Source organism: Klenkia terrae (assembly GCF_900491935.1).
Lineage (GTDB): Bacteria > Actinomycetota > Actinomycetes > Mycobacteriales > Geodermatophilaceae > Klenkia > Klenkia terrae.
Genome location: NZ_UEXK01000004.1, coordinates 2,986,169 through 3,010,314 on the forward strand (window position 1 = coordinate 2,986,169; position 24,146 = coordinate 3,010,314).

Consider the following 24,146-nt stretch of genomic DNA (forward strand, 5'->3'; position numbering starts at 1 on the left):
GACAAGTCCGGTACCCGTCAGGGACTGGAACGAGAGGTGCACCGATGATGCCGTCCCGCCCTGGTCTGCCCCTGCGCGCCGCAGCCCCGAACCCCGGTGCCCCNGCCCAGCACGGAGCCGGCCGGGTCGGCTCCGTGCTGGGCGCCGCGCTCGCCGCCGCCGGCCACGAGGTGGTCGCCGCCGCGGGCCTGTCCGCCGCCTCCCGGGACCGCGCGCAGCGCCTGCTGCCCGGCGTCCCGCTGCTGCCGGCCGACGAGGTCGTCGCCGCGGCCGACCTGGTCGTCCTGGCCGTGCCGGACGACGCCCTGCCGGGGCTGGTCGCCGGCCTCGCCGAGACCGGCGTCTGGCGCCGCGGCCAGCTGGCCCTGCACACCTCCGGCGCCCACGGGCTGGCCGTCCTGGCACCCGCCCAGGCCGTCGGCGTGCTGGGCCTGGCCCTGCACCCGGCGATGACGTTCTCCGGCGGCCCCGAGGACCTGGACCGCCTGGTCGGCACGCCCTTCGGCATCACCAGCCTGGTCGAGCACCGCGCCGTGGCCGAGACCGTCGTCCTGGAGATGGGTGGCGAGCCCTTCTGGGTCGCCGAGGCCGACCGCGTGCTCTACCACGCAGCGCTGGTCACCGGCGCGAACCACCTGGTCACGCTGGTGGCCGAGGCCGCGGACCTGCTGCGCGCCGCCGGCGTGGACGCCCCGGCCCGGGTGCTGGGTCCGCTGCTCACCGCCGCCCTGGACAACGGGCTGCGCCGCGGCGACGCCGGGTTGACCGGGCCGGTCAGCCGGGGTGACGTCGGAACCGTGGCCGGGCACCTGGCGGCGCTGGCCGAGCGCGCCCCCGACGCCGTCGCCGGGTACGCCGCCATGGCCCGGCGCACCACCGAGCGGGCGCAGGCCGCGGGCCGGCTGCGGGCGCACGAGGCCCAGCCGCTGGTCGACCTGCTCGACGGGGTGGAGGTCCCGTCGTGACGACGGCCGTGGCGGAGACCGCCGCGGAGCTGCGCGAGCTGCTGGCCGGGCTGCCCGGCCCGGTGGTGCTGGTGCCCACCATGGGCGCGCTGCACGAGGGCCACCGCACGCTGGTCCGGCACGCCCGCTCGCTCGGCGGCAGCGTCGTGGTGTCGGTCTTCGTCAACCCGACCCAGTTCGGCCCCGGCGAGGACTTCGACCGCTACCCGCGCACCTGGGACGCCGACCTGGCCGCCCTGGCCGAGGAGGGCGCCGACGTCGTGCTCCACCCCGGCGTCGACGAGGTCTACCCGGCCGGCGCCGTCGGGGTCACCGTGCACCCCGGCCCGCTCGGCGACGTCCTCGAGGGCGCGGTCCGGCCCGGGCACTTCGCCGGCGTGCTGACCGTCGTGGCGAAGCTCTTCGGCCTGGTCCGGCCGGACGTCGCCGTCTTCGGCGAGAAGGACTACCAGCAGCTCACCCTCATCCGGGCCATGGCCCGCGAGCTTGCCCTGGGCGTGCAGGTCGTCGGCGTCCCCACCGTGCGGGAGGACGACGGCATGGCGCTGTCCTCGCGCAACCGGTTCCTCGACCCCGCCCAGCGCACGGCCGCGGCGGCGCTGTCGGCCGCGCTGCGGGCCGGTGCGGCCGCCGGCCCGCAGGGGGCCGCCGCCGTCCTGGCCGCGGCCCGGGCCGTCCTGGCCAGCGCCCCCGACCTGGTCCCGGACTACCTGGCCCTGACCGACCCCGACCTGGGCGCCGAGCCCGGCCCGGGACCCGCCCGCCTGCTGGTCGCCGCCCGCGCCGGCAGCACCCGTCTGATCGACAACACGGCCCTCGACCTGGGGACCGAGCTGGGAGGCCCCCGATGATGCGCACGATGCTCAAGTCCAAGATCCACCGGGCCACGGTCACCCAGGCCGACCTGCACTACGTCGGCTCGGTGACCGTCGACGAGGACCTGTTGGACGCCGCGGACCTGCTGCCCGGCGAGCAGGTGGCCATCGTCGACGTCACCAACGGCGCGCGGCTGGAGACCTACGTCATCCCCGGCGAGCGCGGCTCGGGCGTGATCGGCATCAACGGGGCCGCCGCGCACCTGGTGCACCCGGGCGACCTGGTCATCCTGATCAGCTACGGGCTGGTGGACGACGCGGAGGCGAAGTCCTACCTCCCGCGGGTCGTGCACGTCGACGGCGCCAACCGGGTCGTCGAGCTCGGCGCGGACCCGGCGACCCCGCCCCCCGGCGTGGCCGGCAACGATCTCGTCCGGGGCGACGTGGTCCGGGGGGATACGGTCCGGCGGTGACGCTGGCCGGCCCGGTCGTGGGCCCCCCTCTCCTGACCAGCCTGCCCGTGCGGCTGGCCGCACAGGCCCCGGGCTGGGAGCTGACCGCCGACGTCTGCGTCGTGGGCTCCGGGGTGGCCGGGCTGTGCGTCGCGCTGCACGCCCGGGCCGCGGGGCTCTCGGTCGCCGTGGTGACCAAGGTCGAGGTGGACGACGGGTCGACCCGGTGGGCCCAGGGCGGGATCGCCGCGGTGCTGGCCGAGACCGACTCGGCCGCCGCGCACGCCGCGGACACCGAGACCGCCGGCGTCGGGCTGTGCGAGCCGGCGGCCGTGCAGGCGCTGGTCACCGAGGGACCGGACCGGCTGCGCCAGCTGATCGGCTGGGGCGCCGCCTTCGACCGCGGGGCCGACGGGCACCTGCTGCTGACCCGCGAGGGCGGGCACCACGCCGACCGGATCGTGCACGCCGGCGGCGACGCCACCGGCGCGGAGGTGCAGCGGGCCCTGCACGCGGCGATCACCGCCGACCCCGGCATCACGCTGGTCGAGCACGCGATGGTGCTGGACCTGCTCACCGACGGCGCCGGCCGGGCCGCCGGGGTCACGCTGCACGTGCTGGGGGAGGGGACGGCGGACGGCGTCGGTGCTGTGCGCGCCCGGGCCGTCGTGCTGGCCACCGGGGGCATGGGGCAGGTCTACGCCGCGACCACCAACCCGTCGGTGTCCACCGGGGACGGCGTGGCCCTGGGGCTGCGGGCCGGCGCGGTGGCCACCGACCTGGAGTTCGTGCAGTTCCACCCCACCGCGCTCTACCTGGGCCCGGACTCCCGCGGGCAGCAGCCGCTGGTGTCCGAGGCGCTGCGTGGGGAGGGCGCCCTGCTGCGGGACGCCGCCGGCGAGCGGTTCATGGTCAGCGTCCACCCGCTGGCCGAGCTCGCCCCACGCGACGTCGTGGCCAAGGCCATCACCCGGGTGCAGCTGCGCGACGGCACCGACCACGTCTTCCTCGACGCCCGGCACGTCGAGGGCCTGGCCGACCGGTTCCCGACGATCGTGGCGCGCTGCCGGGAGGCCGGCATCGACCCGGTCACCGAGCTGGTGCCGGTCACCCCGGCGGCGCACTACGCCTCGGGCGGGCTGGTCACCGACCTCGCCGGGCGCACCACCGTGCCCGGCCTCTACGCCTGCGGCGAGGTGGCCTGCACCGGCGTGCACGGGGCCAACCGGCTGGCGTCGAACTCCCTGCTGGAGGGTCTGGTGTTCGCCGGCCGGATCGGCGCGGCGCTGGCCGCCGAGCTGCCGGTGCCCGAGCCGGTGCCGCCGGCGGTCGCGCACCTCGACGGCCTGCTCGACCCCGCCGCCCGCGGTCGGCTCACCGCCACCATGTCCGCCCGGGTCGGTGCGCTGCGCAGCGGCACCGGCCTGGTCGTGGCCGCCGGCGAGCTCTCGGCGATCGCCGGGCTGCTGGGCACCACCGAGCCCGGCGTCCCCGCCTGGGAGGCCACCGACCTGCTGACCGTGGCGACCGCGCTGACCGCCGCGGCCGGCGCCCGGGAGGAGACGCGCGGCTGCCACTGGCGCGAGGACCACCCCGACGCCGAGGACGCCTGGCGGGTGCACCTGGACATCCGGCTGCACCCCGACGGCTCGCTGCAGCTGACCCCCCGCCCGGTCGGCGCCGCCCCGGAGGTGCACTGGTGACCGCCGTCCACCCGCGGGACCCCCGCGACCTGACCGGCACCGGCCTGGACGAGGCCTGGGTGACCGACCTGGTCGAGCGCACCCTGGCCGAGGACCTCACCGGCGGCTCGCCGCTGCCGCACGCCCCCGACCAGGCGGTCGCCCACGACGTCACCAGCGCGGCCACCGTGCCGGCCACCCAGCGCGGCACCGCCGACCTGGTTGCCCGGGCCGACGGCGTGGTCGCCGGGCTGCCGGTGGCCGCCCGGGTGTTCGCCCGGCTGTCCCCGTCGGCGTCGATCACCGCCGGCGCGGCCGACGGCGACGTGGTCCGCCGCGGCGACGTCCTGCTCACCGTCTCCGGCCACGTCCGGGCGCTGCTGGCGGCCGAGCGGTCGGCGCTCAACATCGCCAGCCGGGCCAGCGGCATCGCCACCGCCACCCGGGCCTGGGTGGACGCCGTGGCCGGGACCGGCGCGGTGGTGCTGGACACCCGCAAGACCACCCCGATGCTGCGGCCGCTGGAGAAGTACGCCGTGCGCTGCGGCGGCGGCTCCAACAAGCGCATGGGCCTGTACGACGTCGCGATGATCAAGGACAACCACGTGGCCGCCGCCGGGTCGGTGGCCGCCGCGGTCGCCGCCGTCCGGGAGCGGGCACCCCGGGTGACGGTGCAGGTGGAGGCGGACACCGTCGGGCAGGCGGTGGAGGCCGTCGAGGCCGGCGCTGACTTCCTGCTGCTGGACAACATGACCCCCGACGTCCTGCGCGAGGCCGTCGCCGCGGTGGCCGGCCGGGCCGAGACCGAGGCCACCGGCGGGCTGACCCTGGCCGTCGCCCGCGAGGTCGCCGCCACCGGCGTGGACTACCTGTCGGTCGGGGCGCTCACGCACAGCTCGCCGATCCTCGACCTCGCGCTGGACCTGCGGCCGGCATGAGCCTCCTGTGCGTGGACGTCGGCAACAGCCACACCGTGCTGGCCACCTTCGACGGCGACCGGGTGACCGGCTGCTGGCGGGTGCGCACCCAGCCCCGGGCCACCGCCGACGAGATCCAGCTGCTGTGGCGCGGCCTGCTGCGCGACGTCGAGGTCACCGGGGTGTCGGCCTGCTCGACGGTCCCGCAGCTGCTGCCGGTGCTCCGCCAGCTGCTGGACCGCCTGGACGTGCCGGTCACCCTCATCGGGCCCGGCGTGCGCACCGGGGTGCCGCTGCACGTGGACAACCCGCGCGAGGTCGGCGCCGACCGGGTGGTCACCGCGCTGGCCGCCCACGAGCTGCACGGCAAGCGCCCCGACGGCACCGGCCGGCCGGTGGTCGTCGTGGACTTCGGCACCTCCACCACCGTGGACGCCGTCGGCCCGGCCGGCCAGTTCCTCGGCGGCGCCATCGCCCCGGGGGTCGAGGTGTCGCTGGACGCGCTGGCCGCCCGCGCCGCCCAGCTGCGCTCGGTGGAGCTGACGGTCCCCACCAAGGCGATCGGGAAGAACACGGTCGCCGCCCTGCAGTCCGGCGTCGTCCTGGGGTTCGCCGGGCTGGTCGACGGCCTGGTCGACCGGGTCGCCGCCGAGCTCATGGCCTCCTTCGGCGTGGGACCGGTCGTGGTCGCCACCGGCGGCCTGCACCCGCTGGTCGTGGACAGCTGCCGGTCGGTCGGCGAGCGGGACCCCGACCTCACCGTCCAGGGCCTGCGGCTGGCCCACGAGAAGCACCAGTCGACCCGCTGAGGCACCTCCGTAGGCTTGCCCGGTGACCGACGGCCCCCCTGAACCCCCGGACGACGAGCTCCCCGAGCAGCTGCGGGTCCGCCGCGGCAAGCTCGACCGGCTGCGCGCCGCCGGCGTCGAGCCCTACCCGGTGTCGGTGCCGCGGACGACGTCGCTGGCCGCCGTCCGCGAGGCGCACCCCGACCTGGACGCCGACGTGATGACCGGGACGACGGTCGGGGTGACCGGGCGGGTCATCTTCAGCCGCAACACCGGCAAGCTCTGCTTCGCCACCCTCCGCGAGGGCGGCACCGAGCTGCAGGTGATGCTCTCCCGCGACCGGGTCGGCGAGGACGCCCTCGCCGCCTGGAAGGCCGACGTCGACCTCGGCGACCACGTGCTGGTCACCGGCGAGGTGGGCACCTCCCGCCGCGGTGAGCTCTCGGTCTTCGCCGACTCCTGGCAGCTGGCGGCCAAGGCGCTGCGCCCGCTGCCGGTGGCGCACAAGCCGATGAGCGAGGAGCTGCGGGTCCGCCGCCGCTACGTGGACCTCATCGTCCGCGACGAGGCCCGGCGCACCGTGCACCAGCGGGCCGCGGTGAACGCCGCCGTCCGCGCCGGGCTCACCACCCGCGGCTACCTCGAGGTCGAGACGCCGATGCTGCAGGTGGTGCACGGCGGGGCCACCGCGCGTCCGTTCCGCACCCACATGAATGCGTTCGACCTCGACCTGTACCTCCGCATCGCGCCGGAATTGTTCCTCAAGCGCTGCATCGTCGGCGGCCTGGACCGGGTCTTCGAGATCAACCGCAACTTCCGGAACGAGGGCGCCGACTCCTCGCATTCACCGGAGTTCGCCATGCTCGAGTTCTACGAGGCGCACGCGGACTACCAGGACATGGCCACCACGACGCGCGAACTCGTGCAGGAATCGTGCGCGGCATTGTTCGGCGACCACGTCGCCCGGCACCACGACGGGACCGAGGTCGACCTCGGCGGGGAATGGCCGCAGGTCTCCCTGTACGGGATCACCTCCCAGGCGCTCGGCGAGGAGATCACCCCGGCCACCACCGTCGACCAGCTGCGCGCCCACGCCGCCCGGGTCGACCTGGGCGTGGACCCCGCCTGGGGCCACGGGAAGCTGGTCGAGGAGCTGTTCGAGGCGCTGGTCCAGGACTCGCTGCAGGACCCGACCTTCGTCATGGACTACCCGACCGACACCTCGCCGCTGACCCGGGCGCACCGCAGCACGCCCGGGGTCGCGGAGAAGTGGGACCTCTACATCGGCGGCATCGAGCGGGGCACCGGCTACTCCGAGCTGGTCGACCCCACGGTGCAGCGCGAGCGCTTCACCGCACAGGCGCTGCTGGCCGCGGCCGGGGACCCCGAGGCGATGGTGCTCGACGAGGACTTCCTCGAGGCGCTCGAGTACGGCATGCCGCCCACCGGCGGCGTCGGCATGGGCATGGACCGGCTGATGATGACGCTGACCGGACTCGGCATACGCGAGACCATCCTGTTCCCATTGGTGCGACCGATCACCTCCTGAGAATGGATCCACCCCGTTGGGGCGGGAACCTGCGCGGATTGCGCTTTCCCCGCCGATTCGTGGTGGAATGCATTCACCGCCGGTGAATTCGACCGGTGAATGCACCAGGCCACCACGGGGGCCGACAGCTACAGGAGTGAATTCGATGGCACGCAAGGTCCAGGTCATCCTCAGCGACGACTTCGACGACGACGTCCCCGCCGACGAGACGGTGACGTTCGCCCTCGATGGGACGACGTACGAGATCGACCTCTCGGACAAGAACGCCGCCGACATGCGCGAGGCGTTCGCCAAGTACGTGGGTGCCGCCCGCAAGGTCTCCGGTCGCGGTCGGGCGTCGGGCGGGGGCCGCAGCAAGGCCACCGGCGGCACCGGTGCCGGTCGCATGGACCGCGAGCAGGCCGGCGCGATCCGCGAATGGGCCCGCAAGAACGGCCACGAGGTCAGCGACCGCGGCCGCATCCCGGCCACCGTCGTCGAGGCCTACGAAGCCGCGCACTGAACCACCGCGAAGGCCCGGTCCCCGGCAGGGGCCCGGGCCTTCGTCGTCCGCTGTGGGCGTAACGGTGCCGGAACACCACCCGGGGGCCATCGGTTGAGCAGGGTGGACGACAGCACCCTCCCGGGTGTGGACGGCGCTCCGGCGACCGTCGTCCGCGACTACAGTGGAACGACCGGTGCCCCGTTCATCGGAGAAGTCACCGACGACGTCGGTCAGCAGGACCCCGCGAGGGGAGCAGCACCGCACGTCCGAGCCGGTCAGAGGGGAAGCAGCAGATGTTCGAACGGTTCACCGACCGAGCCCGACGGGTCGTCGTCCTGGCGCAGGAAGAAGCCAGGATGCTCAACCACAACTACATCGGCACCGAGCACATCCTCCTGGGCCTGATCCACGAGGGTGAGGGTGTCGCCGCCAAGGCGCTGGAGTCCCTGGGCATCTCGCTCGAGGGCGTCCGCCAGCAGGTCGAGGAGATCATCGGTCAGGGCCAGCAGGCCCCCTCCGGCCACATCCCCTTCACCCCGCGCGCCAAGAAGGTCCTCGAGCTGTCGCTGCGCGAGGCGCTGCAGCTCGGCCACAACTACATCGGCACCGAGCACATCCTGCTCGGCCTGATCCGCGAGGGCGAGGGCGTCGCCGCCCAGGTCCTGGTGAAGCTGGGCGCCGACCTCAACCGGGTCCGCCAGCAGGTCATCCAGCTGCTCTCGGGCTACCAGGGCAAGGAGCCGGCCGCGGCCGGCGGCCCCGCCGAGGGCACCCCCTCGACCTCCCTGGTCCTCGACCAGTTCGGCCGCAACCTGACCCAGGCCGCGCGTGACTCCAAGCTCGACCCTGTCATCGGGCGGGCCAAGGAGATCGAGCGGGTCATGCAGGTGCTCTCCCGCCGCACCAAGAACAACCCGGTGCTGATCGGCGAGCCCGGCGTCGGCAAGACCGCCGCCGTCGAGGGCCTGGCCCAGGCCATCGTCAAGGGCGAGGTGCCCGAGACGCTGAAGGACAAGCAGCTCTACACGCTGGACCTCGGTGCGCTCGTCGCCGGTTCCCGCTACCGCGGTGACTTCGAGGAGCGGCTGAAGAAGGTCCTCAAGGAGATCCGCACCCGCGGCGACATCATCCTGTTCATCGACGAGATCCACACCCTCGTCGGGGCCGGTGCCGCCGAGGGCGCGATCGACGCCGCCAGCATCCTCAAGCCGATGCTGGCCCGCGGTGAGCTGCAGACCATCGGTGCCACCACGCTGGACGAGTACCGCAAGCACCTGGAGAAGGACGCCGCCCTCGAGCGACGATTCCAGCCCATCCAGGTGGCCGAGCCGACGCTGGCCCACACGATCGAGATCCTCAAGGGCCTGCGCGACCGCTACGAGGCGCACCACCGGATCAGCATCACCGACGCCGCGCTCGTGGCTGCCGCGACGCTGGCCGACCGGTACATCTCCGACCGCTTCCTGCCCGACAAGGCGATCGACCTGATCGACGAGGCCGGTGCCCGGATGCGCATCAAGCGGATGACGGCCCCGCCGGACCTCCGCGAGTTCGACGACCGCATCTCCGGCGTGCGCCGCGAGAAGGAGTCGGCGATCGACGCCCAGGACTTCGAGAAGGCAGCCAACCTCCGCGACAAGGAGAAGCAGCTGCTGGGCGAGAAGGCCGAGCGCGAGAAGCAGTGGAAGGCCGGCGACATGGACGTCGTGGCCGAGGTCGACGAGGAGCAGATCGCCGAGGTCCTGGCGAACTGGACGGGCATCCCGGTCTTCAAGCTGACCGAGGAGGAGACCACCCGTCTGCTCCGCATGGAGGACGAGCTCCACAAGCGGATCATCGGCCAGGAAGAGGCCATCAAGAGCGTCAGCCAGGCCATCCGGCGCACGCGGGCGGGTCTCAAGGACCCGCGCCGTCCCGGTGGGTCGTTCATCTTCGCCGGCCCCTCGGGCGTCGGGAAGACCGAGCTGGCCAAGACGCTGGCGAACTTCCTCTTCGGCGACGACGACGCGCTCATCCAGATCGACATGAGCGAGTACCACGACAAGTTCACCGTGTCGCGGCTCGTCGGTGCCCCTCCCGGCTACGTCGGCTACGACGAGGGCGGGCAGCTGACCGAGAAGGTGCGGCGCAAGCCGTTCTCGGTGGTCCTCTTCGACGAGATCGAGAAGGCCCACGCCGACGTCTTCAACACGCTGCTGCAGGTGCTGGAGGACGGCCGGCTGACCGACGGCCAGGGCCGGATCGTGGACTTCAAGAACACGATCCTCATCCTGACCACGAACCTCGGTACGCGGGACATCTCCAAGGCCGTGGGCCTCGGCTTCCAGGTCGGCAACGACGAGCGGAGCAACTACGAGCGGATGAAGCTCAAGGTGAACGAGGAGCTCAAGACCCACTTCCGCCCGGAGTTCCTCAACCGCATCGACGACATCGTCGTGTTCCACCAGCTGACCGAGAACGAGATCGTGCACATCGTCGACCTCATGCTCTCCCGCGTGGAGGGCCAGCTGGCGAACAAGGACATGGCGCTCGAGGTCACCCCGGCGGCCAAGCGGCTGCTCGGTGCCCGCGGGTTCGACCCCGTGCTCGGTGCGCGCCCGCTGCGGCGCACCATCCAGCGCGAGATCGAGGACACGCTCTCGGAGAAGATCCTCTTCGGCGAGATCGCGCCCGGCCAGATCATCGTGGTCGACGTCGAGGAGGCCGAGGACCCGACCAAGTCGGTCTTCACCTTCCGCGGCGAGGCCAAGCCGATCGACGTCCCCGACACCCCGCCGGTCGCCCTCTCCGGCGCCGACGACGAGGACGGGCCGTCGGCCGCATCGGCCGAGTAGCACCAGCACGACACGGAGGCCGCCACCCGCACCGCGGGTGGCGGCCTCCGCCGTGTCCGGCTCAGGAGGGCAGCGCGAACCGGTCGTCGTCGGTCTGGACGACGAGGCCGTCGCTGAGCAACGAGTCCAGGCAGCGCGACCGCTGCACCGGGTCCGACCACACGGCGTCCAGCTGGGCGGCCTCGACCGGTTCGGTGGTGCCGCGCAGCACGTCCAGCAACCGGCCGCGGACCTGCCGGTCGGTGCCGGCGAACCTCTGCACCCGCCGGGGTGGCCCGTCGTGCGCCGGGGAGCCGGCCAACCGCCAGGCGCACACGGTGCGCACCGGGCAGCTCCCGCACCGCGGGGTCCGGGCGACGCAGACCAGTGCGCCGAGCTCCATCACGGCTACGGAGAACCGCACCGCCCGGTCGTGGTCGGCCGGGGCCAGCGCCTCGACGTCGGCCAGGTCGGTCGCCCGGGCGGGCAGTGCCTCGGCCCGCCCGTGCACCAGCCGCGCCACCACCCGCCGCACGTTGGTGTCGACCACCGGCTGGCGCTGGCCGTACCCGAAGCAGGCGACCGCGCGGGCGGTGTAGGTGCCGATCCCGGGCAGGGACTCCAGCGTCGCCACGTCCGACGGCACCACATTGCCGTGGTCGGTGGCGATCGCCGCCGCCGCGGCCTGCAGCCGCATGGCCCGCCGCGGGTAGCCGAGCTTGCCCCAGGCGCGGATCACCTCACCGGTCGGCGCCGCCGCGAGGTCAGCGGGGGAGGGCCACCGGGCCAGCCAGGCCCGCCAGGCCGGCTCTACCCGAGCGACCGGCGTCTGCTGCAGCATGACCTCGCTGACCAGGACGGCCCAGGCGTCGACCCCGGGCTGCCGCCAGGGCAGGTCCCGGGCGGCGGAGGCGTACCAGTCGACGACGACGTCGCCCGGGGAGTCACCGGGCAGCGGGGCGGGGGCGGTGCTCACGGGACGCCAGTCTCCCAGCGCCCGTGACCACCCGGTCGGTCAGCCGCCGTAGGGGCCGCTGGCCGAGACGTCGTGCACGGTGATCGTGGGCTCGGCGGTCAGCAGCGGCGGGAGGGCGCCGAGCAGCTCGGCGATCGCCGGGGTGGCCATGTGCCGGTCGAGGTCGTCCCTGGAGTCCCAGGTCTCCACCGAGACGAAGGAGTTGGGGTCCTCCACGTTGGCGGCGAACGAGTAGCTGGTGCAGCCCTGCTCGGTGCGGGCCGTCCCGGCGGCCTCGGCGAGGAGGGGGACGAGCGCACCGCGCTGGTCGGGGCGGGCCTGGGCGCGGGCGATGACGAGGATCATGGCCGAACGGTCGCACGCGACGGGATGGGGCACCACCCCTGACCTGCGTCGTCCTCGGCGAGCCGCCGCGGTCGGGGGCCCGGGCACCGCTAGCGTCCGGCCTGTGTTGCACCCGGTCGGCGAGCTGCCCGCCGGCGTCTACTGGCGCCGACGTGCCCTCGTGCTGGGCATCGCACTGTCCGTGGCCGGTGGCGGCGGCTGGCTGGCCGCCTCGGTCGGCTCCGGCACGACCCCGGTGACGCCGGCTGCGTCCAGCGACTCCGCGGCCGAGCCCTCGCTGGACACACCGTCCCTGGAGCAGGTCGTGCCGTCCCTGGCGGCGGTGCAGACCCCCGCCGAGCAGACCCCGCTCGAGTCGGCCCCGGTCGCCACCGAGACCGCACCCCCGCCGGTGGCCCCGGCGGCGGGGCCGGTCGAGGGCCAGGCCTGCACCGACGACATGCTCGCCGTCGACGTGGTGCCCGCCGCGCCGCAGGCGGCGGTCGGCACCAAGCCCACGTTCACCCTGGTGGTCACCAACATCGCCGGGGTGTCCTGCACGCGCAGCCTCGACGCCGGCCTGCGCGAGGTCGTGCTGCTCGACGCCGCCGGCACCCGGGTGTGGGGCAGCAACGACTGCTTCCCCGAGCGCAGCAGCGAGCCGCGCACCCTGGCCGCCGGGGAGGCGGTCAGCTTCCCGGTGCAGTGGGGCGGGCTGACCAGCGAGCCCACCTGCACCGTCACCCGGGCGAACCCGCCGGCCGGTGCCTACCAGCTGCAGGGGCGGCTGGACACCAAGGTCGGCGGCGCCACCCCGTTCACGCTGGTCTAGCTGTAGCGGTCGAGGATCGAGGTCTCGGCCAGGCGGGACAGGCCCTCGCGGATGCCCCGGGCGCGGGCCTCGCCGACGCCGTCGACGGACAGCAGGTCCTCGATGGTGGCGGCCAGCAGCTTCTGCAGGCCGCCGAAGTGGGTGACCAGCCGGTCGATGATGCCTGCCGGCAGCCGGGGCACCCGGGCCAGCAGCCGGTAGCCGCGCGGGCTGACCGGTGAGTCCAGGGCGTCGGGCGAGGTGGGCAGGCCGTAGCAGCGGGCGACGGCGGACAGGTCGAGCAGCTCGGTGGCGCTGAGCTCGCGCAGGTCGGTGAGCACCTGCTCGCCGATCGGCGTGCGTCGGCCCTCGGCGGGCAGGTAGTCGCGGACCAGCAGACCGCGGTCCTCCTCGACCCCGGCCAGCATCTCGTCGAGCTGCAGGGCCAGCAGCCGGCCGTCGGTGCCGAGCTCGACGACGAAGCCCTCGATCTCGTCGGCGATCCGGCGGACCATCTCCAGCCGCTGGCTGACGCTCATCGCGTCGCGGACGGTGACCAGGTCCTCGATCTCCAGCGCGGACAGCGTGCTGGCCACCTCGTCCAGGCGCAGCTTGTAGCGCTCGAGCGCCGCGAGGGCCTGGTTGGCCCGGGCCAGGATGGTGGTGGGGTGCTCCAGGGTGTAGCGGCGGCCGGCGACGTAGACCGAGATGATGTGCATCGACTGGCTGACCGAGATGACCGGGAAGCCGGTCTGCAGGGCGACCCGCTCGGCGGTGCGGTGCCGGGTGCCCGACTCCTCGGTGGGGATGGTCGGGTCGGGCATGAGGTGCACGCCGGCCCGGACGATGCGGCTCCCGTCGGCCGAGACGATCACCGCGCCGTCCATCTTGGCCAGCTCGCGCAGCCGGGTGGCCGACAGCGCCACGTCCAGGGCGAAGCCACCCGTGCACTGGGACTCGACCACCCGGTCGTAGCCCAGCACGATCAGCGCACCCGTGCGCCCGGCCAGGATCCGCTCCAGGCCGTCGCGCAGCGCGGTGCCCGGGGCGATCCGCCCCAGCAGCTCCCGCAGGGCGACGTCGGGGTCCAGCGCGGACACGGGTGCTCCTGACCTCTGCGGATGTGGCTGGGCCGAGTCTAGGCGAGGGCCGGGGCGCCGTCCCGGCGTGCTGTCGCGCCGTGACCGGCCGGTGACCTGGGGGTGCTCAGAACAACCGGTTGAGCACCGACCCGAGGTCGGGGATCTCCACCACCCGCAGCCCGCGCGGCACCGGGCCGGGGTCCGGCGGCACGACGGCCAGCGTGTAGCCCTGGCGGGCCGCCTCGGCGAGCCGCCGGCCGATGCCGCCCACGCGGCGGACCTCGCCGGACAGCCCCACCTCGCCGAAGGCCACCATGCCCACCGGGAGCGCCTTGTCCTTGGCGGCCGAGGCGATGGCCAGGGCGATCGCCATGTCGGCGGCGGGCTCCACGATGCGCACCCCGCCGACCGAGGCGGCGAACACGTCGGAGTTGCCCAGCGGGACCCCGCCGCGGCGCTCGACCACCGCGTTGATCATCGCCAGCCGCTGCGGGTCCAGGCCGCTCACCGCCCGCCGCGGGGAGCCACCGCCGGCGTTCTGCGCGACCAGGGACTGCACCTCGGCCAGCAGGGGTCGGCTGCCCTCCATCGTGACGGTCACGCAGCTGCCGGCCACCGGGGACGCCCGCTTGGAGACGAACAGGTGCGAGGGGTCGGGTACCCCGACCACGCCGCCGTCGCCGATCTCGAAGCAACCGATCTCGTCGGCCGGGCCGAACCGGTTCTTGGTGGCCCGCACCATCCGCAGCGTGGAGTGCCGCTCGCCGTCGAAGCTGATCACCACGTCGACCAGGTGCTCCAGCGCCCGGGGCCCGGCGATGGCGCCGTCCTTGGTCACGTGGCCGACCAGGATCACCGTCATGCCGCGGGACTTGGCGATGCCGGTCAGCGCGCTGGCGACCGCCCGCACCTGGGTGGCACCGCCGTCGGTGCCGTCGACGGCGGGGGAGCGGACGGTCTGCACGCTGTCCAGGACCAGCAGCGAGGGGTTGACCTCCTCGATGTGCGAGAGCACCGCCGACAGCTCGGTCTCGGCAGCCAGGAACAGCTGCGGGTGCAGCGCGCCGATCCGCTCGGCCCGCAGCCGCACCTGGGCGGTGGACTCCTCGCCGGACACCACGAGGGTGGGCCCGTTGGACTCGGCGACCCGGTGCGCCACCTCCAGCAGCAGGGTGGACTTGCCGACCCCGGGCTCACCGGCGACCAGCAGCACCGCGCCGGGCACCAGGCCGCCGCCCAGCACGCGGTCGAACTCGTCGATCCCGGTCGGGACGGCGCGGGACCCGTCGAGCTCCACCTGGCCGATCGGCCGGGCCCGGCCGGTGACCGGCCCGGGCACGACAGCCCGCAGGCCGCCGGAGGCGGTGCCGCCGACCTCGCTGAGCGAGCCCCAGGCCTGGCACTCGGGGCAGCGGCCCATCCAGCGGGTGGCGGCGAAGCCGCACTCGGTGCAGCGGTGGGCCGGGCGGGACTTCACGACGGTGGGTGGCACGCGTCCATGGTGCCGCCGGGGTACGACAGAACCGCGGGAGCGGCTGCTCCTCGCCTACTCCTCGCCCTCGCCGAAGTCGAAGCCCTCGCCGCGCGGCAGGTCCAGCGCGGGGGTGCCGACCAGCACCGGCAGGGTGACCTCGCCGGCGTCGCGGAAGGTGAAGGTGACCTCCAGCGACTGGGCCGGGGTCAGCTCCTCGGTCAGCCCGACCAGGGTGACCGTGGGCCCGCCCTCGCCGACGTAGACGTTCTGGCCGGCCGGGACGACGAAGCCGGTGGGGGCCTCCTCGGTGGCGGTGGGGTCGACGATCTCCACCGACTCGAAGCCCTCGCCGGAGATCTCGGTGAGCTCGTCGTCGGCGTCCCCGGAGTTGGCGATGGCCACCAGGAGGCGGGCATCGCCGCCCTCGGTGTAGGAGCCGGTCTGCGGGTACGCGGTGGTCGCCGTGCGCAGGTGGATGTCGCCGAGGTCGGCCTGGCCGCCACGGATGTCGCGGTCCTGGGTGGCGGTCTGGGCGATCTGGCCGGCGCTGCAGGCGGACAGGGCCACCGGCGACAGCACCAGCGCACCGATCGTGGCGGCGCGCACAACGCGGTTCACGGCGGGGGACCTCCTGGGGCACCGGGGGCACCGGGCTTCGTCGACTCGAGTAGCGCTGAGCCTAACGGTCACCCCACGATGCGCGCGTGGAGGTGACAGGTGCGGCGCGCGACGACGGCCTCGGGGACCCGGCGCTGGCGGACTTCCCCGCCGACGCCCCGGGGACCAGGCGGTGGTGCTTCGCCGACCAGCTGGGCCCGCACTTCCTGGACGACCCGCACCAGGAGGTGCTGCTGGTCGAGGCCCGGTCGGTGTTCCGGCGTCGCCGGTTCCACCGGCAGAAGGCGCACCTGCTGCTGTCGGCGCTGCGGCACCGGGCCGCCGAGCTCGGCGGCCGGGCGCGGTTCGTGCAGGCCGACACCTACGCCCAGGCCCTGGACGGCGTCGAGGAGCCGCTGAGCGTCTGCGCCCCCACCACGTGGGCGGCGCGGGACTTCGTGCTGGGCCGCCCCGGCGTCCAGGTGCTGGCCTCGCGCGGCTTCGTCACCGGCGAGCAGACCTTCCGGCGCTGGGCCACCGGCCGGGGCACCGACGGGGGCAAGCGGCTGCTCATGGACGACTTCTACCGGGCCGCCCGCCAGCACCACGGCGTGCTCATGGACGGCGGTGACCCGACCGGTGGCAAGTTCAACTTCGACCACGACAACCGGGAACCACCGCCGAGGGACGGCCGGTCGCCGGCCCCCGAGCCGTGGCTGCCCACCGAGGACGGGATCGACGAGGAGGTCCGGGCCGACCTGGACCGGTGGGAGCGCGACGGCGACGTGTCCTTCGTCGGGGACGACGGCCCGCGGCTGTTCCCGGCGACCCGGCGGGAGACGCTGCACCGGCTGCGCGACTTCCTGGACCACCGGCTGGCCGCCTTCGGCCCGCACGAGGACGCGATGCTGGCCGGTCAGCCCTGGCTGGCCCACTCGCTGCTCTCGGCGCCGATGAACCTGGGTCTGGTCGACCCGGTCGAGGTGGTGCAGCGCGCCGAGCAGGCCTACCGCGAGCACGACCTGCCGTTGAACTCGGTCGAGGGCTTCGTCCGCCAGGTGATGGGCTGGCGGGACTACATCTGGCACCTCTACTGGCACCTGGGGCGCGACTACCGGGACCGCAACGCCCTCGACGCGCGCGCCGCCGTCCCCACCTGGCTGGCCGAGCTGGACACCGCCGACCTGGACGCCGCCTGCCTGTCCGGCGTGGTGGGCGACCTGCGCGCCCGCGGCTGGGTGCACCACATCCCGCGGCTGATGGTGCTGGGCAACTACGCCCTGCAGCGCGGGATCGACCCGGCGGCGATGACCGACTGGTTCCACCGCACGTTCGTCGACGGCTACGACTGGGTGATGGTGCCCAACGTGGTCGGCATGAGCCAGCACGCCGACGGCGGGGTGCTCGCCACCAAGCCCTACGCCTCCGGCGGGGCCTACATCGACCGGATGAGCGACTACTGCGGCGGCTGCCGGTACGACCCCAAGAAGCGGCTGGGCGAGGACGCCTGCCCGTTCACCGCCGGGTACTGGGGCTTCCTGGACCGGGTCGAACCGGTGCTGCGGGGCAACCGCCGGATGGCCCAGCCGCTGGCCGGCCTGCGCCGGTTGAAGGACCTGGAGGCCGTCGTCGAGCAGGAGCGCGACCGCGGCACCGACCCGTTCTGAGCCTCAGCCGAGCGAGCCGCCGCCCACCAGCAGCAGGACGACGTCGACCACCGTCAGCAGCATGACCGCGGGGAAGGCGGCGGACCGGAAGCGCTCGGTCCCGGCGAGGCCGGCCACCACCAGCGCGGGGACGGCGACCACCAGCGCCAGCCAGCCGACCGTCGACGGGCCGCCGGCCGGGCCCAGGACGAGCACCAGCGACGCCGCCCCCAGCAGCCCGGCGGCCACCAGCGCCGAGGCGGTGGCCCCGAGCCGGTGCGGCAGCCCGCGGACGCCGGTGGCCGCGTCGTCCTCCAGGTCGGGGGCGACGTTGGCCAGGTGGGCCGCGCCCCCCAGCAGCGCCCCGGCGGCGACCAACCACCACGGCGCGACCGGGGTGCCCGGTGCCGCGGCCACCACGCCGGCGGGCAGCAGGCCGAAGGCGACCAGGTAGGGCAGCAGGGACGCCGCGGTGCGCTTGAGGCCGGCGTTGTAGGCCCAGCCGCCGGCCACCACGCCGAGCAGCAGCACCCCCGGCGCCGGGCCCAGGGCCAGCGAGGTGACCACGGCCAGCACGACGGCGACCAGGGCGCAGGTGCGCAGCCGGGCGGGTGTCACCAGCCCCTGCACGGTCGGCTTGTCCGCGCGCGCGACCGCGGCGTCCCGGTCGGCGTCCAGCCAGTCGTTGCTCCACCCGATCGAGGCCTGGCCGGCCAGCACCGCGACCGCGACGAGCACCGTCCGGGCGGGGCCGACGTCGGCGGTCACGGCCAGCAGGGTGGCCACCGTCGTGACCGCCAGGGTGGGTCCCAGATGGGTCGCCAGGGCCATCGCGGCGGCAGTCCGCAGCGCTCCCGGCCGTGCCCCGACGTCGTCGGCAGGCACATCGACCACCCCTCTGTCAACCCCTGGCTGACCAGCGACAAGCGCCTGACCTGCACGTTTGGCAGGACCAACCAATTCGGCCCAACCCGTCCCGTGGTATTCTGGTCGACAGCGAAAGGGGTCACACACACATGGGCTTCACTGTCGGCGAGACCGTCGTCTACCCGCACCACGGCGCTGCGCTCATCGAGGCGATCGAGCAGCGCACCGTGAAGGGAGTCGAGAAGGCCTACCTCGTGCTCAAGGTCGCCCAGGGCGACCTGACCGTACGAGTACCAGCAGACAACGCCGAGATCGTCGGTGTCCGGGACGTCGTGGGCCAGGAAGGCCTGGACAAGGTCTTCGAGGTGCTGCGTGCCCCGCACACCGAGGAGCCGACCAACTGGTCGCGGCGCTACAAGGCCAACCTCGAGAAGCTGGCCTCCGGTGACGTGAACAAGGTCGCCGAGGTCGTCCGCGACCTGTGGCGTCGCGACAAGGACCGCGGCCTGTCGGCCGGGGAGAAGCGGATGCTCTCCAAGGCCCGCCAGATCCTGGTCAGCGAGCTCGCGCTCGCCGAGGGCACCAACGAGGACAAGGCCGAGATCCTGCTCGACGAGGTGCTCGCCAGCTGAGCACGAACCCCCCGCACCACCACCCCGCTCCCGGACCCGCGACGGCCATCGTCGTCGCGGCCGGGAGCGGAGTGCGTCTGGGCGCGGTCCGCGCCGGGCGCCCGGTGCCCAAGGCCCTCGTCGAGGTCGACGGGCGACCGATGGTCACCCACGCCGTCGAGGGCCTCCTCGCCGCCGGGGTCGACGACGTGGTCGTCGCCGTGCCGCGGGAGCACCGCGAGGAGTTCGCCGCGCTGCTCCCGGCCGGGGTGACGCTGGTGGTCGGCGGGGACACCCGGACCGCCTCGGTCCGCAACGCCCTGGCGCAGTGCGCGGACGGCGACGGGCCGGTGCTGGTGCACGACGCCGCCCGCCCGTTCACCCCGCCCGCCGTCGTCCACCGGGTGCTCGCCGCCCTGGCCGGCGGCGCCCGCGCCGTGGTCCCGGTGCTGCCGGTCGTCGACACCACGGTCGTGGTCGACGACGACGGGCAGGTCACCGGGGAGGTCGCCCGCGCCGCGCTGCGCCGGGTGCAGACCCCGCAGGGCTTCGACCGCGGCACGCTGCTGGCCGCCTACGCCCGGGTGACCGACGGGGGACCGGGATTCACCGACGACGCGTCGGTGGTCCGGGCCGCAGGCGTGCCGGTGCACACCGTGGCCGGCGACGAGCTGGCCGCGAAGATCACCGTGCCGCACGACCTGCAGCGCGTCGTCCGACCGGCGGTGCAGGCGTGAACATCCCCCGCGTGGGCACCGGCACCGACGTCCACCCGGTCGAGGCCGGCCGCACCTGCTGGCTGGCCGGGCTGGAGTGGCCCGGCGTCGACGGCTGCGCCGGGCACTCCGACGGCGACGTGGTCGCCCACGCGCTCACCGACGCCGTCCTGTCGGCGGCCGGGCTGGGCGACATCGGCGGTCTGCTGGGCACCGACGACCCGCGCTGGGCCGGCGCCCGCGGGGCCGACGTCCTGGTGCACGTGCGCGAGACGCTGGCGGCCGCGGGCTGGGTGGTCGGCAACGCCACCGTGCAGCTGGTCGGCAACACCCCCAAGGTCGGTCCGCGGCGGGCCGAGGCCGAGCAGGTGCTGTCGGCGGCGCTGGGCGCCCCGGTCGGGCTGACCGCGACCACCACCGACGGGCTCGGGCTCACCGGGCGCGGGGAGGGCCGGGCGGCGATCGCCACCGCGCTCGTGGTCCGGAGCAGCCCCGGGACCTCCGTAGACTCCCCGCAGTGAGCCTCCGCCTGTACGACACGGCCGCGCACGCCGTGCGCGACTTCACGCCCCTGCGGGCCGGTCGGGTCTCCATGTACGTCTGCGGCCTGACCGTCCAGGGTCCGCCGCACATCGGGCACGTCCGGGCCGCGCTGGCCTTCGACGTCCTCCGCCGCTGGCTGACCCACGCCGGGCTCGAGGTCACCTTCGTCCGCAACGTCACCGACATCGACGACAAGATCCTGGCCAAGGCCGCGGCGCACGGCGTCGAGTGGTGGGACTGGGCCTACCGCAACGAGCTGGCCTGCACCCGGGCCTACGAGGTGCTGGGCACCCTGCCGCCGACATACGAGCCGCGGGCCACCGGCCACGTGCCCGAGATGGTCGCGATGATCGAGCGGCTGGTCGAGCGCGGGCACGCCTACGCCGCCGGCGGCGACGTGTACTTCGACGTCCGGTCCTGGCCGGCCTACGGCGAGCTCACCGGGCAGAAGGTCGAGGACCTGCAGCCGGCGGCCGACAGCGACACCGACGACCTCAAGCGCGACCCCCGCGACTTCGCCCTGTGGAAGGCGCACAAGCCGACCGACCCGGCCACCGCCTCGTGGGACACCCCGTGGGGCCGCGGTCGGCCGGGCTGGCACCTGGAGTGCTCGGCGATGGCGCACAAGTACCTCGGCGAGGAGTTCGACCTGCACGGGGGAGGGCTGGACCTGCGCTTCCCGCACCACGAGAACGAGCAGGCGCAGTCCCGCGCGGCCGGGGACCCGTTCACCCGGTACTGGCTGCACAACGGCTGGGTCACCCTGGGCGGGGAGAAGATGAGCAAGTCGATGGGCAACACCGCCCTGGTCGACGAGGTCGTCACCCGGGTACGGCCGGTCGAGCTGCGCTACTACCTGGTCACCCCGCACTACCGGTCGACCATCGAGTTCACCGACGCCGCCCTGGTCGAGGCCGGGCAGGCCTACCGCCGGCTGGAGTCCTTCGTCCGCCGGGCGGTGGAGCGGGTCGGCGACGTCCCGTCCGGCACCCTGCCGACGGCCTTCGTCGACGCGCTGGACGACGACCTGGCCACCCCGGCGGCGATCGCGGTCGCCCACGAGCACGCCCGGGCCGGCAACACCGCGCTGGCCGACGGCGACGACACCGCCGTCGCGGCCGCGCTGGGCGCCGTGCGGGCGATGCTGGGAGTCCTCGGGCTGGACCCGCTGGACCCGCACTGGGCCGACGGCGGCGCCGACGACCGGCTGACCGAGGTGACCGACGGCCTCGTCCGGCTGGCCCTCGACCAGCGTGCGGCGGCCCGGGCCCGCAAGGACTACGCGGCGGCCGACGCCATCCGCGACCAGTTGACCACCCTCGGCGTCGTCGTCGAGGACACCCCGTCCGGCCCGCGCTGGGAGCTCTCCCGGTGAGCCGGACGGCAGCAGCACGATGAACCACAGGAAGAGGTGACCCGCTGATGGCGGGCAACAGCCAGCGACGCGGCCGTTCGGCCGGCGCAGGGAAGAAGACGGCGACCGGCGGGACGGGGGGAAAGAACCGCCGGTCCCCGGCCGGTCGGGGGGCCACCCCCAAGGCCGAGGACCGGCCGTACCACCCGGCGTACAAGGCGGCCAAGCAGGCCGCCGCCCGCCGGGACAACCGCGCCCGGGTGACCAAGCGGAACGAGGAGCAGCCCGAGCTGCTGCTGGGCCGCAACCCGGTGGTCGAGGCGCTGCGCGCCCGGATCCCGGCGACCGCCCTCTACGTGGTCACCGGCGACACCAGCCGCGGCGGCACCGACGAGCGGATCGCGGAGTCCGTGCAGTTGGCCGGCGACCGCGGGCTGCCGCTGCTGGAGGTCGGCCGCGCGGAGTTCGACCGGATGAGCGACGGCGCCCTGCACCAGGGCATCGGCCTCATGGTGCCGCCCTACGACTACGCGCACCCCGACGACCTGCTCGACATCGCCCGCAACGCCAACCGGGCACCCCTGGTGGTCGCCCTGGACGGCATCACCGACCCGCGCAACCTGGGCGCCGTCGTCCGGTCGGCGGCGGCCTTCGACGCGCACGGCGTCGTCGTCCCGCAGCGGCGGGCGGTCGGCATGACCGCCTCGGCCTGGCGCACCTCCGCCGGTGCCGCGGCCCGCGTCCGGGTGGCCCGGGCGGTCAACCTGGCCCGCGCGCTCGCCTCCTACCAGGACCAGGGCCTGACGACCGTGGGCCTGGCCGGGGACGAGGCCGACATGGACCTGCACGAGTTCACCGGGTTCGCCGACCCGCTGGCGCTGGTCGTGGGCAACGAGGGCACCGGGCTGTCCCGGTTGGTCCGGGAGCGCTGCGACGTCGTCCTGCGCATCCCGATGACCAAGGACACCGAGTCGCTCAACGTCAGCGTCGCGGCGTCGATCGCCCTCTACGCAGCAGCCTCGGCCCGCCGCCGCTGATGCCGCGGCCCTCACGGGCGGTCCGGCTGGACCTGGCCGCCCACCCCGAGGGCGGCTGGTTCCGCCGGACCTGGACCGGGCCGGCCGGGGACGGCGGTCGCCCGCAGGCGACGGCGATCCTCTTCCTGCTGGCCGCGGGGGAGTCCTCGGCCTGGCACACCGTGGACGCCGACGAGCTGTGGCTGTGGCACGGGCCGGGGGAGCTGGAGCTGCAGGTGGGCCCCGACGTCGTCGTCCTGGGCCCGGAGCACCCGCAGGCGCTGGTGCCGGCCGGGGTGCGGCAGCGGGCCGCACCGGTGGCCGGGGAGGTCCTGGTCAGCTGCGTGGTGTCGCCCGGCTTCGAGTGGTCGGGGTTCAGCCTCGGCTGAGCGTCAGCCGAGGAGCTGGGCCACGGTGTAGATCACCAGGCCGGCCAAGCCGCCGACCACGGTGCCGTTGACCCGGATCCACTGCAGGTCGCGGCCGACCTGCAGCTCGATGCGCCGGCTGGTCTCCTCGGTGTCCCAGCGGGCCACCGTGGTGCTGACCAGCTCGGCGGCGTCCCCGCTGAACCGCTGCACGGCCCACCGCGCGGCCCGCCGGGTCTGCTCCTGCACCTTGGCCCGCACCGTCTCGTCCTCGCGCAGCAGCCGCCCGGCCCGGCGGACCACGTCGGCCACCCGGGCGCGCAGCACCGATTCGGGGTCGTCGGCGGCGGTGAGCAGCGCGGTCTTGGCGTTGCCCCACAGGCCGGCCGACCAGGTGCGGACGGCGGGGTGGTCCAGCAGGTCGGCCTTGAACTCCTCGACCCGGGCCGCGGTCTGCGGGTCGGTGCGCAGCGCGTGGACGTAGGCCCGCAGCCGGGCGTCGTAGGAGCGGCGCAGCTCGTGCTGCGGGTCGGCGCCCACCTCGGCGAGGAACCGCTGCACGCCGTCGAAGGCCCGCACGAAGACCCGGTCGTCGAGCCAGTCGGGCACCCACACCGGGGAGGCGTCGGACAGCTGGGCGCGGAACATCGTCCGGTTGTCGCGGAGGAAGGCGGCCAGGCCGGTCAGCCCGGCCGACAGCACGTCCTGGTGCTTGTCGCCGTCCACGACGGCCTCGATGACCCGGGCCAGCACCGGGGCGGCCGGGGTCTCCCGCGCCTTGCGGTCCACCAGCGACCCCACGGCGTCGGTCACCACGTCGTCGTCGAGCAGGTCGAACAGCGCCCGGACGGCGGTGCCGGCGTCCCCGGCCAGCCGCTCGGCCCGGCCCGGGGAGCCGAGGAACTCCCCGACCCGGCCCGGCACGTCGTAGGCGGCCAGCCGCTCGTCCACCACGGCCGGGGTCAGGAAGTTCTCCTGCACGAAGGCGCCCAGGCTCTCGCCGATCTGGTCCTTCTTGCGCGGGATGATCGCGGTGTGCGGGATGGGCAGCCGCAGCGGGTGCCGGAAGAGCGCGGTGACGGCGAACCAGTCGGCCAGCGCGCCGACCATGGACGCCTCGGCCGTGGCGCGCACGTAGCCGACCCAGGTCCGGTCGCCGCCCAGCAGCACGCAGGCCAGGAAGACCACGGCCGCCACCACGAACAGCCCGGTGGCCAGGCGCTTCATCTTGGCCAGGTCGCGCGCCCGGGCCGGGTCGTCCAGGGCGCCGGTCAGCGGGAGGGGTGCGGCCACCGG

General features: G+C 74.6%; 24 protein-coding genes. 17 read left to right on the plus strand and 7 right to left on the minus strand.

Going from position 1 to position 24,146, the window contains the following annotated elements; translation table 11 throughout:
- Nucleotides 1–47 precede the first annotated feature (47 nt).
- From LFA75_RS15030 to LFA75_RS15070, 9 genes are all read left to right on the plus strand, one after another.
- Nucleotides 48–965, plus strand: a complete 918-nt coding sequence (locus LFA75_RS15030) for a Rossmann-like and DUF2520 domain-containing protein (RefSeq protein WP_455428480.1) — start codon at nt 48–50, stop codon at nt 963–965.
- Nucleotides 962–1,816 (plus strand): pantoate--beta-alanine ligase, encoded by an 855-nt coding sequence (gene panC / locus LFA75_RS15035; RefSeq protein ID WP_225234427.1) that lies wholly within the window; start codon nt 962–964, stop codon nt 1,814–1,816. Before LFA75_RS15030 ends, panC begins: the two co-directional genes overlap by 4 nt.
- Nucleotides 1,813–2,253, plus strand: coding sequence for an aspartate 1-decarboxylase (gene panD, locus LFA75_RS15040; RefSeq protein WP_225234428.1), 441 nt, complete (start codon nt 1,813–1,815; stop codon nt 2,251–2,253). The genes panC and panD overlap by 4 nt, the downstream gene beginning before the upstream one ends.
- The gene (locus LFA75_RS15045) at nt 2,250–3,935 is read left to right on the plus strand and encodes an L-aspartate oxidase (protein WP_225234429.1); all 1,686 of its coding nucleotides are present in this window, start codon (nt 2,250–2,252) and stop codon (nt 3,933–3,935) included. Before panD ends, LFA75_RS15045 begins: the two co-directional genes overlap by 4 nt.
- Nucleotides 3,932–4,852 carry a carboxylating nicotinate-nucleotide diphosphorylase gene (nadC, locus tag LFA75_RS15050; RefSeq protein WP_225234430.1) on the plus strand — a complete coding sequence of 307 codons (921 nt, stop codon included), beginning with the start codon at nt 3,932–3,934 and terminating at the stop codon, nt 4,850–4,852. The genes LFA75_RS15045 and nadC overlap by 4 nt, the downstream gene beginning before the upstream one ends.
- Entirely contained in the window at nt 4,849–5,640 is a 792-nt protein-coding gene (locus tag LFA75_RS15055; RefSeq protein WP_225234431.1) for a type III pantothenate kinase, read from the plus strand. Before nadC ends, LFA75_RS15055 begins: the two co-directional genes overlap by 4 nt.
- Nucleotides 5,641–5,662: 22 nt before the next feature.
- Nucleotides 5,663–7,168: a lysine--tRNA ligase gene (gene lysS, locus LFA75_RS15060; protein ID WP_225234432.1), complete on the plus strand. Its 1,506-nt coding sequence runs from the start codon at nt 5,663–5,665 to the stop codon at nt 7,166–7,168.
- 145 nt (nt 7,169–7,313) lie between these two features.
- Nucleotides 7,314–7,670, plus strand: a complete 357-nt coding sequence (locus LFA75_RS15065; RefSeq protein WP_225234433.1) for a histone-like nucleoid-structuring protein Lsr2 — start codon at nt 7,314–7,316, stop codon at nt 7,668–7,670.
- Nucleotides 7,671–7,945: 275 nt separating this feature from the next.
- On the plus strand, nt 7,946–10,486 hold the full coding sequence (locus tag LFA75_RS15070; RefSeq protein ID WP_225234434.1) for an ATP-dependent Clp protease ATP-binding subunit: 2,541 nt from the start codon (nt 7,946–7,948) through the stop codon (nt 10,484–10,486).
- Between the two features lie 61 nt (nt 10,487–10,547).
- On the opposite strand, the gene LFA75_RS15075 is transcribed toward LFA75_RS15070, so the two are convergent.
- Both LFA75_RS15075 and LFA75_RS15080 read right to left on the minus strand, forming a co-directional pair.
- A complete protein-coding gene (locus LFA75_RS15075) occupies nt 10,548–11,441 on the minus strand; it encodes an HhH-GPD family protein (protein WP_225234435.1) in 894 nt (297 codons plus the stop codon).
- A gap of 39 nt (nt 11,442–11,480) precedes the next feature.
- A complete protein-coding gene (locus tag LFA75_RS15080) occupies nt 11,481–11,786 on the minus strand; it encodes a putative quinol monooxygenase (protein ID WP_225234436.1) in 306 nt (101 codons plus the stop codon).
- A 103-nt stretch (nt 11,787–11,889) separates the two neighbouring features.
- Between LFA75_RS15080 and LFA75_RS15085 the strand changes: the two genes are divergently transcribed.
- Nucleotides 11,890–12,597 carry a MucR family transcriptional regulator gene (locus tag LFA75_RS15085; protein ID WP_225234437.1) on the plus strand — a complete coding sequence of 236 codons (708 nt, stop codon included), beginning with the start codon at nt 11,890–11,892 and terminating at the stop codon, nt 12,595–12,597.
- Here LFA75_RS15085 and disA read toward each other — a convergent pair.
- The 3 genes from disA to LFA75_RS15100 all read right to left on the minus strand — a co-directional run bounded on the left by disA (nt 12,594) and on the right by LFA75_RS15100 (nt 15,750).
- A complete protein-coding gene (gene disA / locus LFA75_RS15090; RefSeq protein WP_225234438.1) occupies nt 12,594–13,676 on the minus strand; it encodes a DNA integrity scanning diadenylate cyclase DisA in 1,083 nt (360 codons plus the stop codon). The two genes, LFA75_RS15085 and disA, sit on opposite strands and share 4 nt — an antisense overlap.
- A 106-nt stretch (nt 13,677–13,782) precedes the next feature.
- Complete coding sequence (radA, locus tag LFA75_RS15095; protein ID WP_225234439.1) at nt 13,783–15,150, minus strand: DNA repair protein RadA; 1,368 nt, start codon at nt 15,148–15,150, stop codon at nt 13,783–13,785.
- 54 nt (nt 15,151–15,204) lie between these two features.
- The gene (locus tag LFA75_RS15100) at nt 15,205–15,750 is read right to left on the minus strand and encodes a copper chaperone PCu(A)C (RefSeq protein WP_225234440.1); all 546 of its coding nucleotides are present in this window, start codon (nt 15,748–15,750) and stop codon (nt 15,205–15,207) included.
- 86 nt (nt 15,751–15,836) lie between these two features.
- On the opposite strand from LFA75_RS15100, the gene LFA75_RS15105 reads away from it, so the two are divergent.
- Complete coding sequence (locus tag LFA75_RS15105; RefSeq protein WP_225234441.1) at nt 15,837–17,396, plus strand: cryptochrome/photolyase family protein; 1,560 nt, start codon at nt 15,837–15,839, stop codon at nt 17,394–17,396.
- A 3-nt stretch (nt 17,397–17,399) separates the two neighbouring features.
- On the opposite strand, the gene LFA75_RS15110 is transcribed toward LFA75_RS15105, so the two are convergent.
- On the minus strand, nt 17,400–18,260 hold the full coding sequence (locus LFA75_RS15110) for a UbiA family prenyltransferase (RefSeq protein ID WP_225234442.1): 861 nt from the start codon (nt 18,258–18,260) through the stop codon (nt 17,400–17,402).
- Between the two features lie 131 nt (nt 18,261–18,391).
- On the opposite strand from LFA75_RS15110, the gene LFA75_RS15115 reads away from it, so the two are divergent.
- Genes LFA75_RS15115 through LFA75_RS15140 form a run of 6 tightly spaced genes read left to right on the plus strand, consistent with a single transcriptional unit; the run spans nt 18,392 to nt 22,871 of the window.
- Nucleotides 18,392–18,874, plus strand: a complete 483-nt coding sequence (locus LFA75_RS15115) for a CarD family transcriptional regulator (RefSeq protein ID WP_029337651.1) — start codon at nt 18,392–18,394, stop codon at nt 18,872–18,874.
- 47 nt (nt 18,875–18,921) lie between these two features.
- Nucleotides 18,922–19,590: a 2-C-methyl-D-erythritol 4-phosphate cytidylyltransferase gene (gene ispD, locus LFA75_RS15120; RefSeq protein WP_225236070.1), complete on the plus strand. Its 669-nt coding sequence runs from the start codon at nt 18,922–18,924 to the stop codon at nt 19,588–19,590.
- Nucleotides 19,587–20,090, plus strand: coding sequence for a 2-C-methyl-D-erythritol 2,4-cyclodiphosphate synthase (gene ispF / locus LFA75_RS15125; protein ID WP_225234443.1), 504 nt, complete (start codon nt 19,587–19,589; stop codon nt 20,088–20,090). The genes ispD and ispF overlap by 4 nt, the downstream gene beginning before the upstream one ends.
- Nucleotides 20,087–21,487 carry a cysteine--tRNA ligase gene (cysS, locus tag LFA75_RS15130; RefSeq protein ID WP_225234444.1) on the plus strand — a complete coding sequence of 467 codons (1,401 nt, stop codon included), beginning with the start codon at nt 20,087–20,089 and terminating at the stop codon, nt 21,485–21,487. Before ispF ends, cysS begins: the two co-directional genes overlap by 4 nt.
- A gap of 47 nt (nt 21,488–21,534) precedes the next feature.
- Nucleotides 21,535–22,503: a 23S rRNA (guanosine(2251)-2'-O)-methyltransferase RlmB gene (gene rlmB, locus LFA75_RS15135; RefSeq protein ID WP_225234445.1), complete on the plus strand. Its 969-nt coding sequence runs from the start codon at nt 21,535–21,537 to the stop codon at nt 22,501–22,503.
- A complete protein-coding gene (locus LFA75_RS15140; RefSeq protein ID WP_225234446.1) occupies nt 22,503–22,871 on the plus strand; it encodes a cupin domain-containing protein in 369 nt (122 codons plus the stop codon). Before rlmB ends, LFA75_RS15140 begins: the two co-directional genes overlap by 1 nt.
- A gap of 3 nt (nt 22,872–22,874) precedes the next feature.
- Here LFA75_RS15140 and LFA75_RS15145 read toward each other — a convergent pair whose 3' ends face one another.
- Entirely contained in the window at nt 22,875–24,143 is a 1,269-nt protein-coding gene (locus LFA75_RS15145) for a DUF445 domain-containing protein (protein WP_225234447.1), read from the minus strand.
- Between the last annotated feature and the right edge of the window lie 3 nt (nt 24,144–24,146).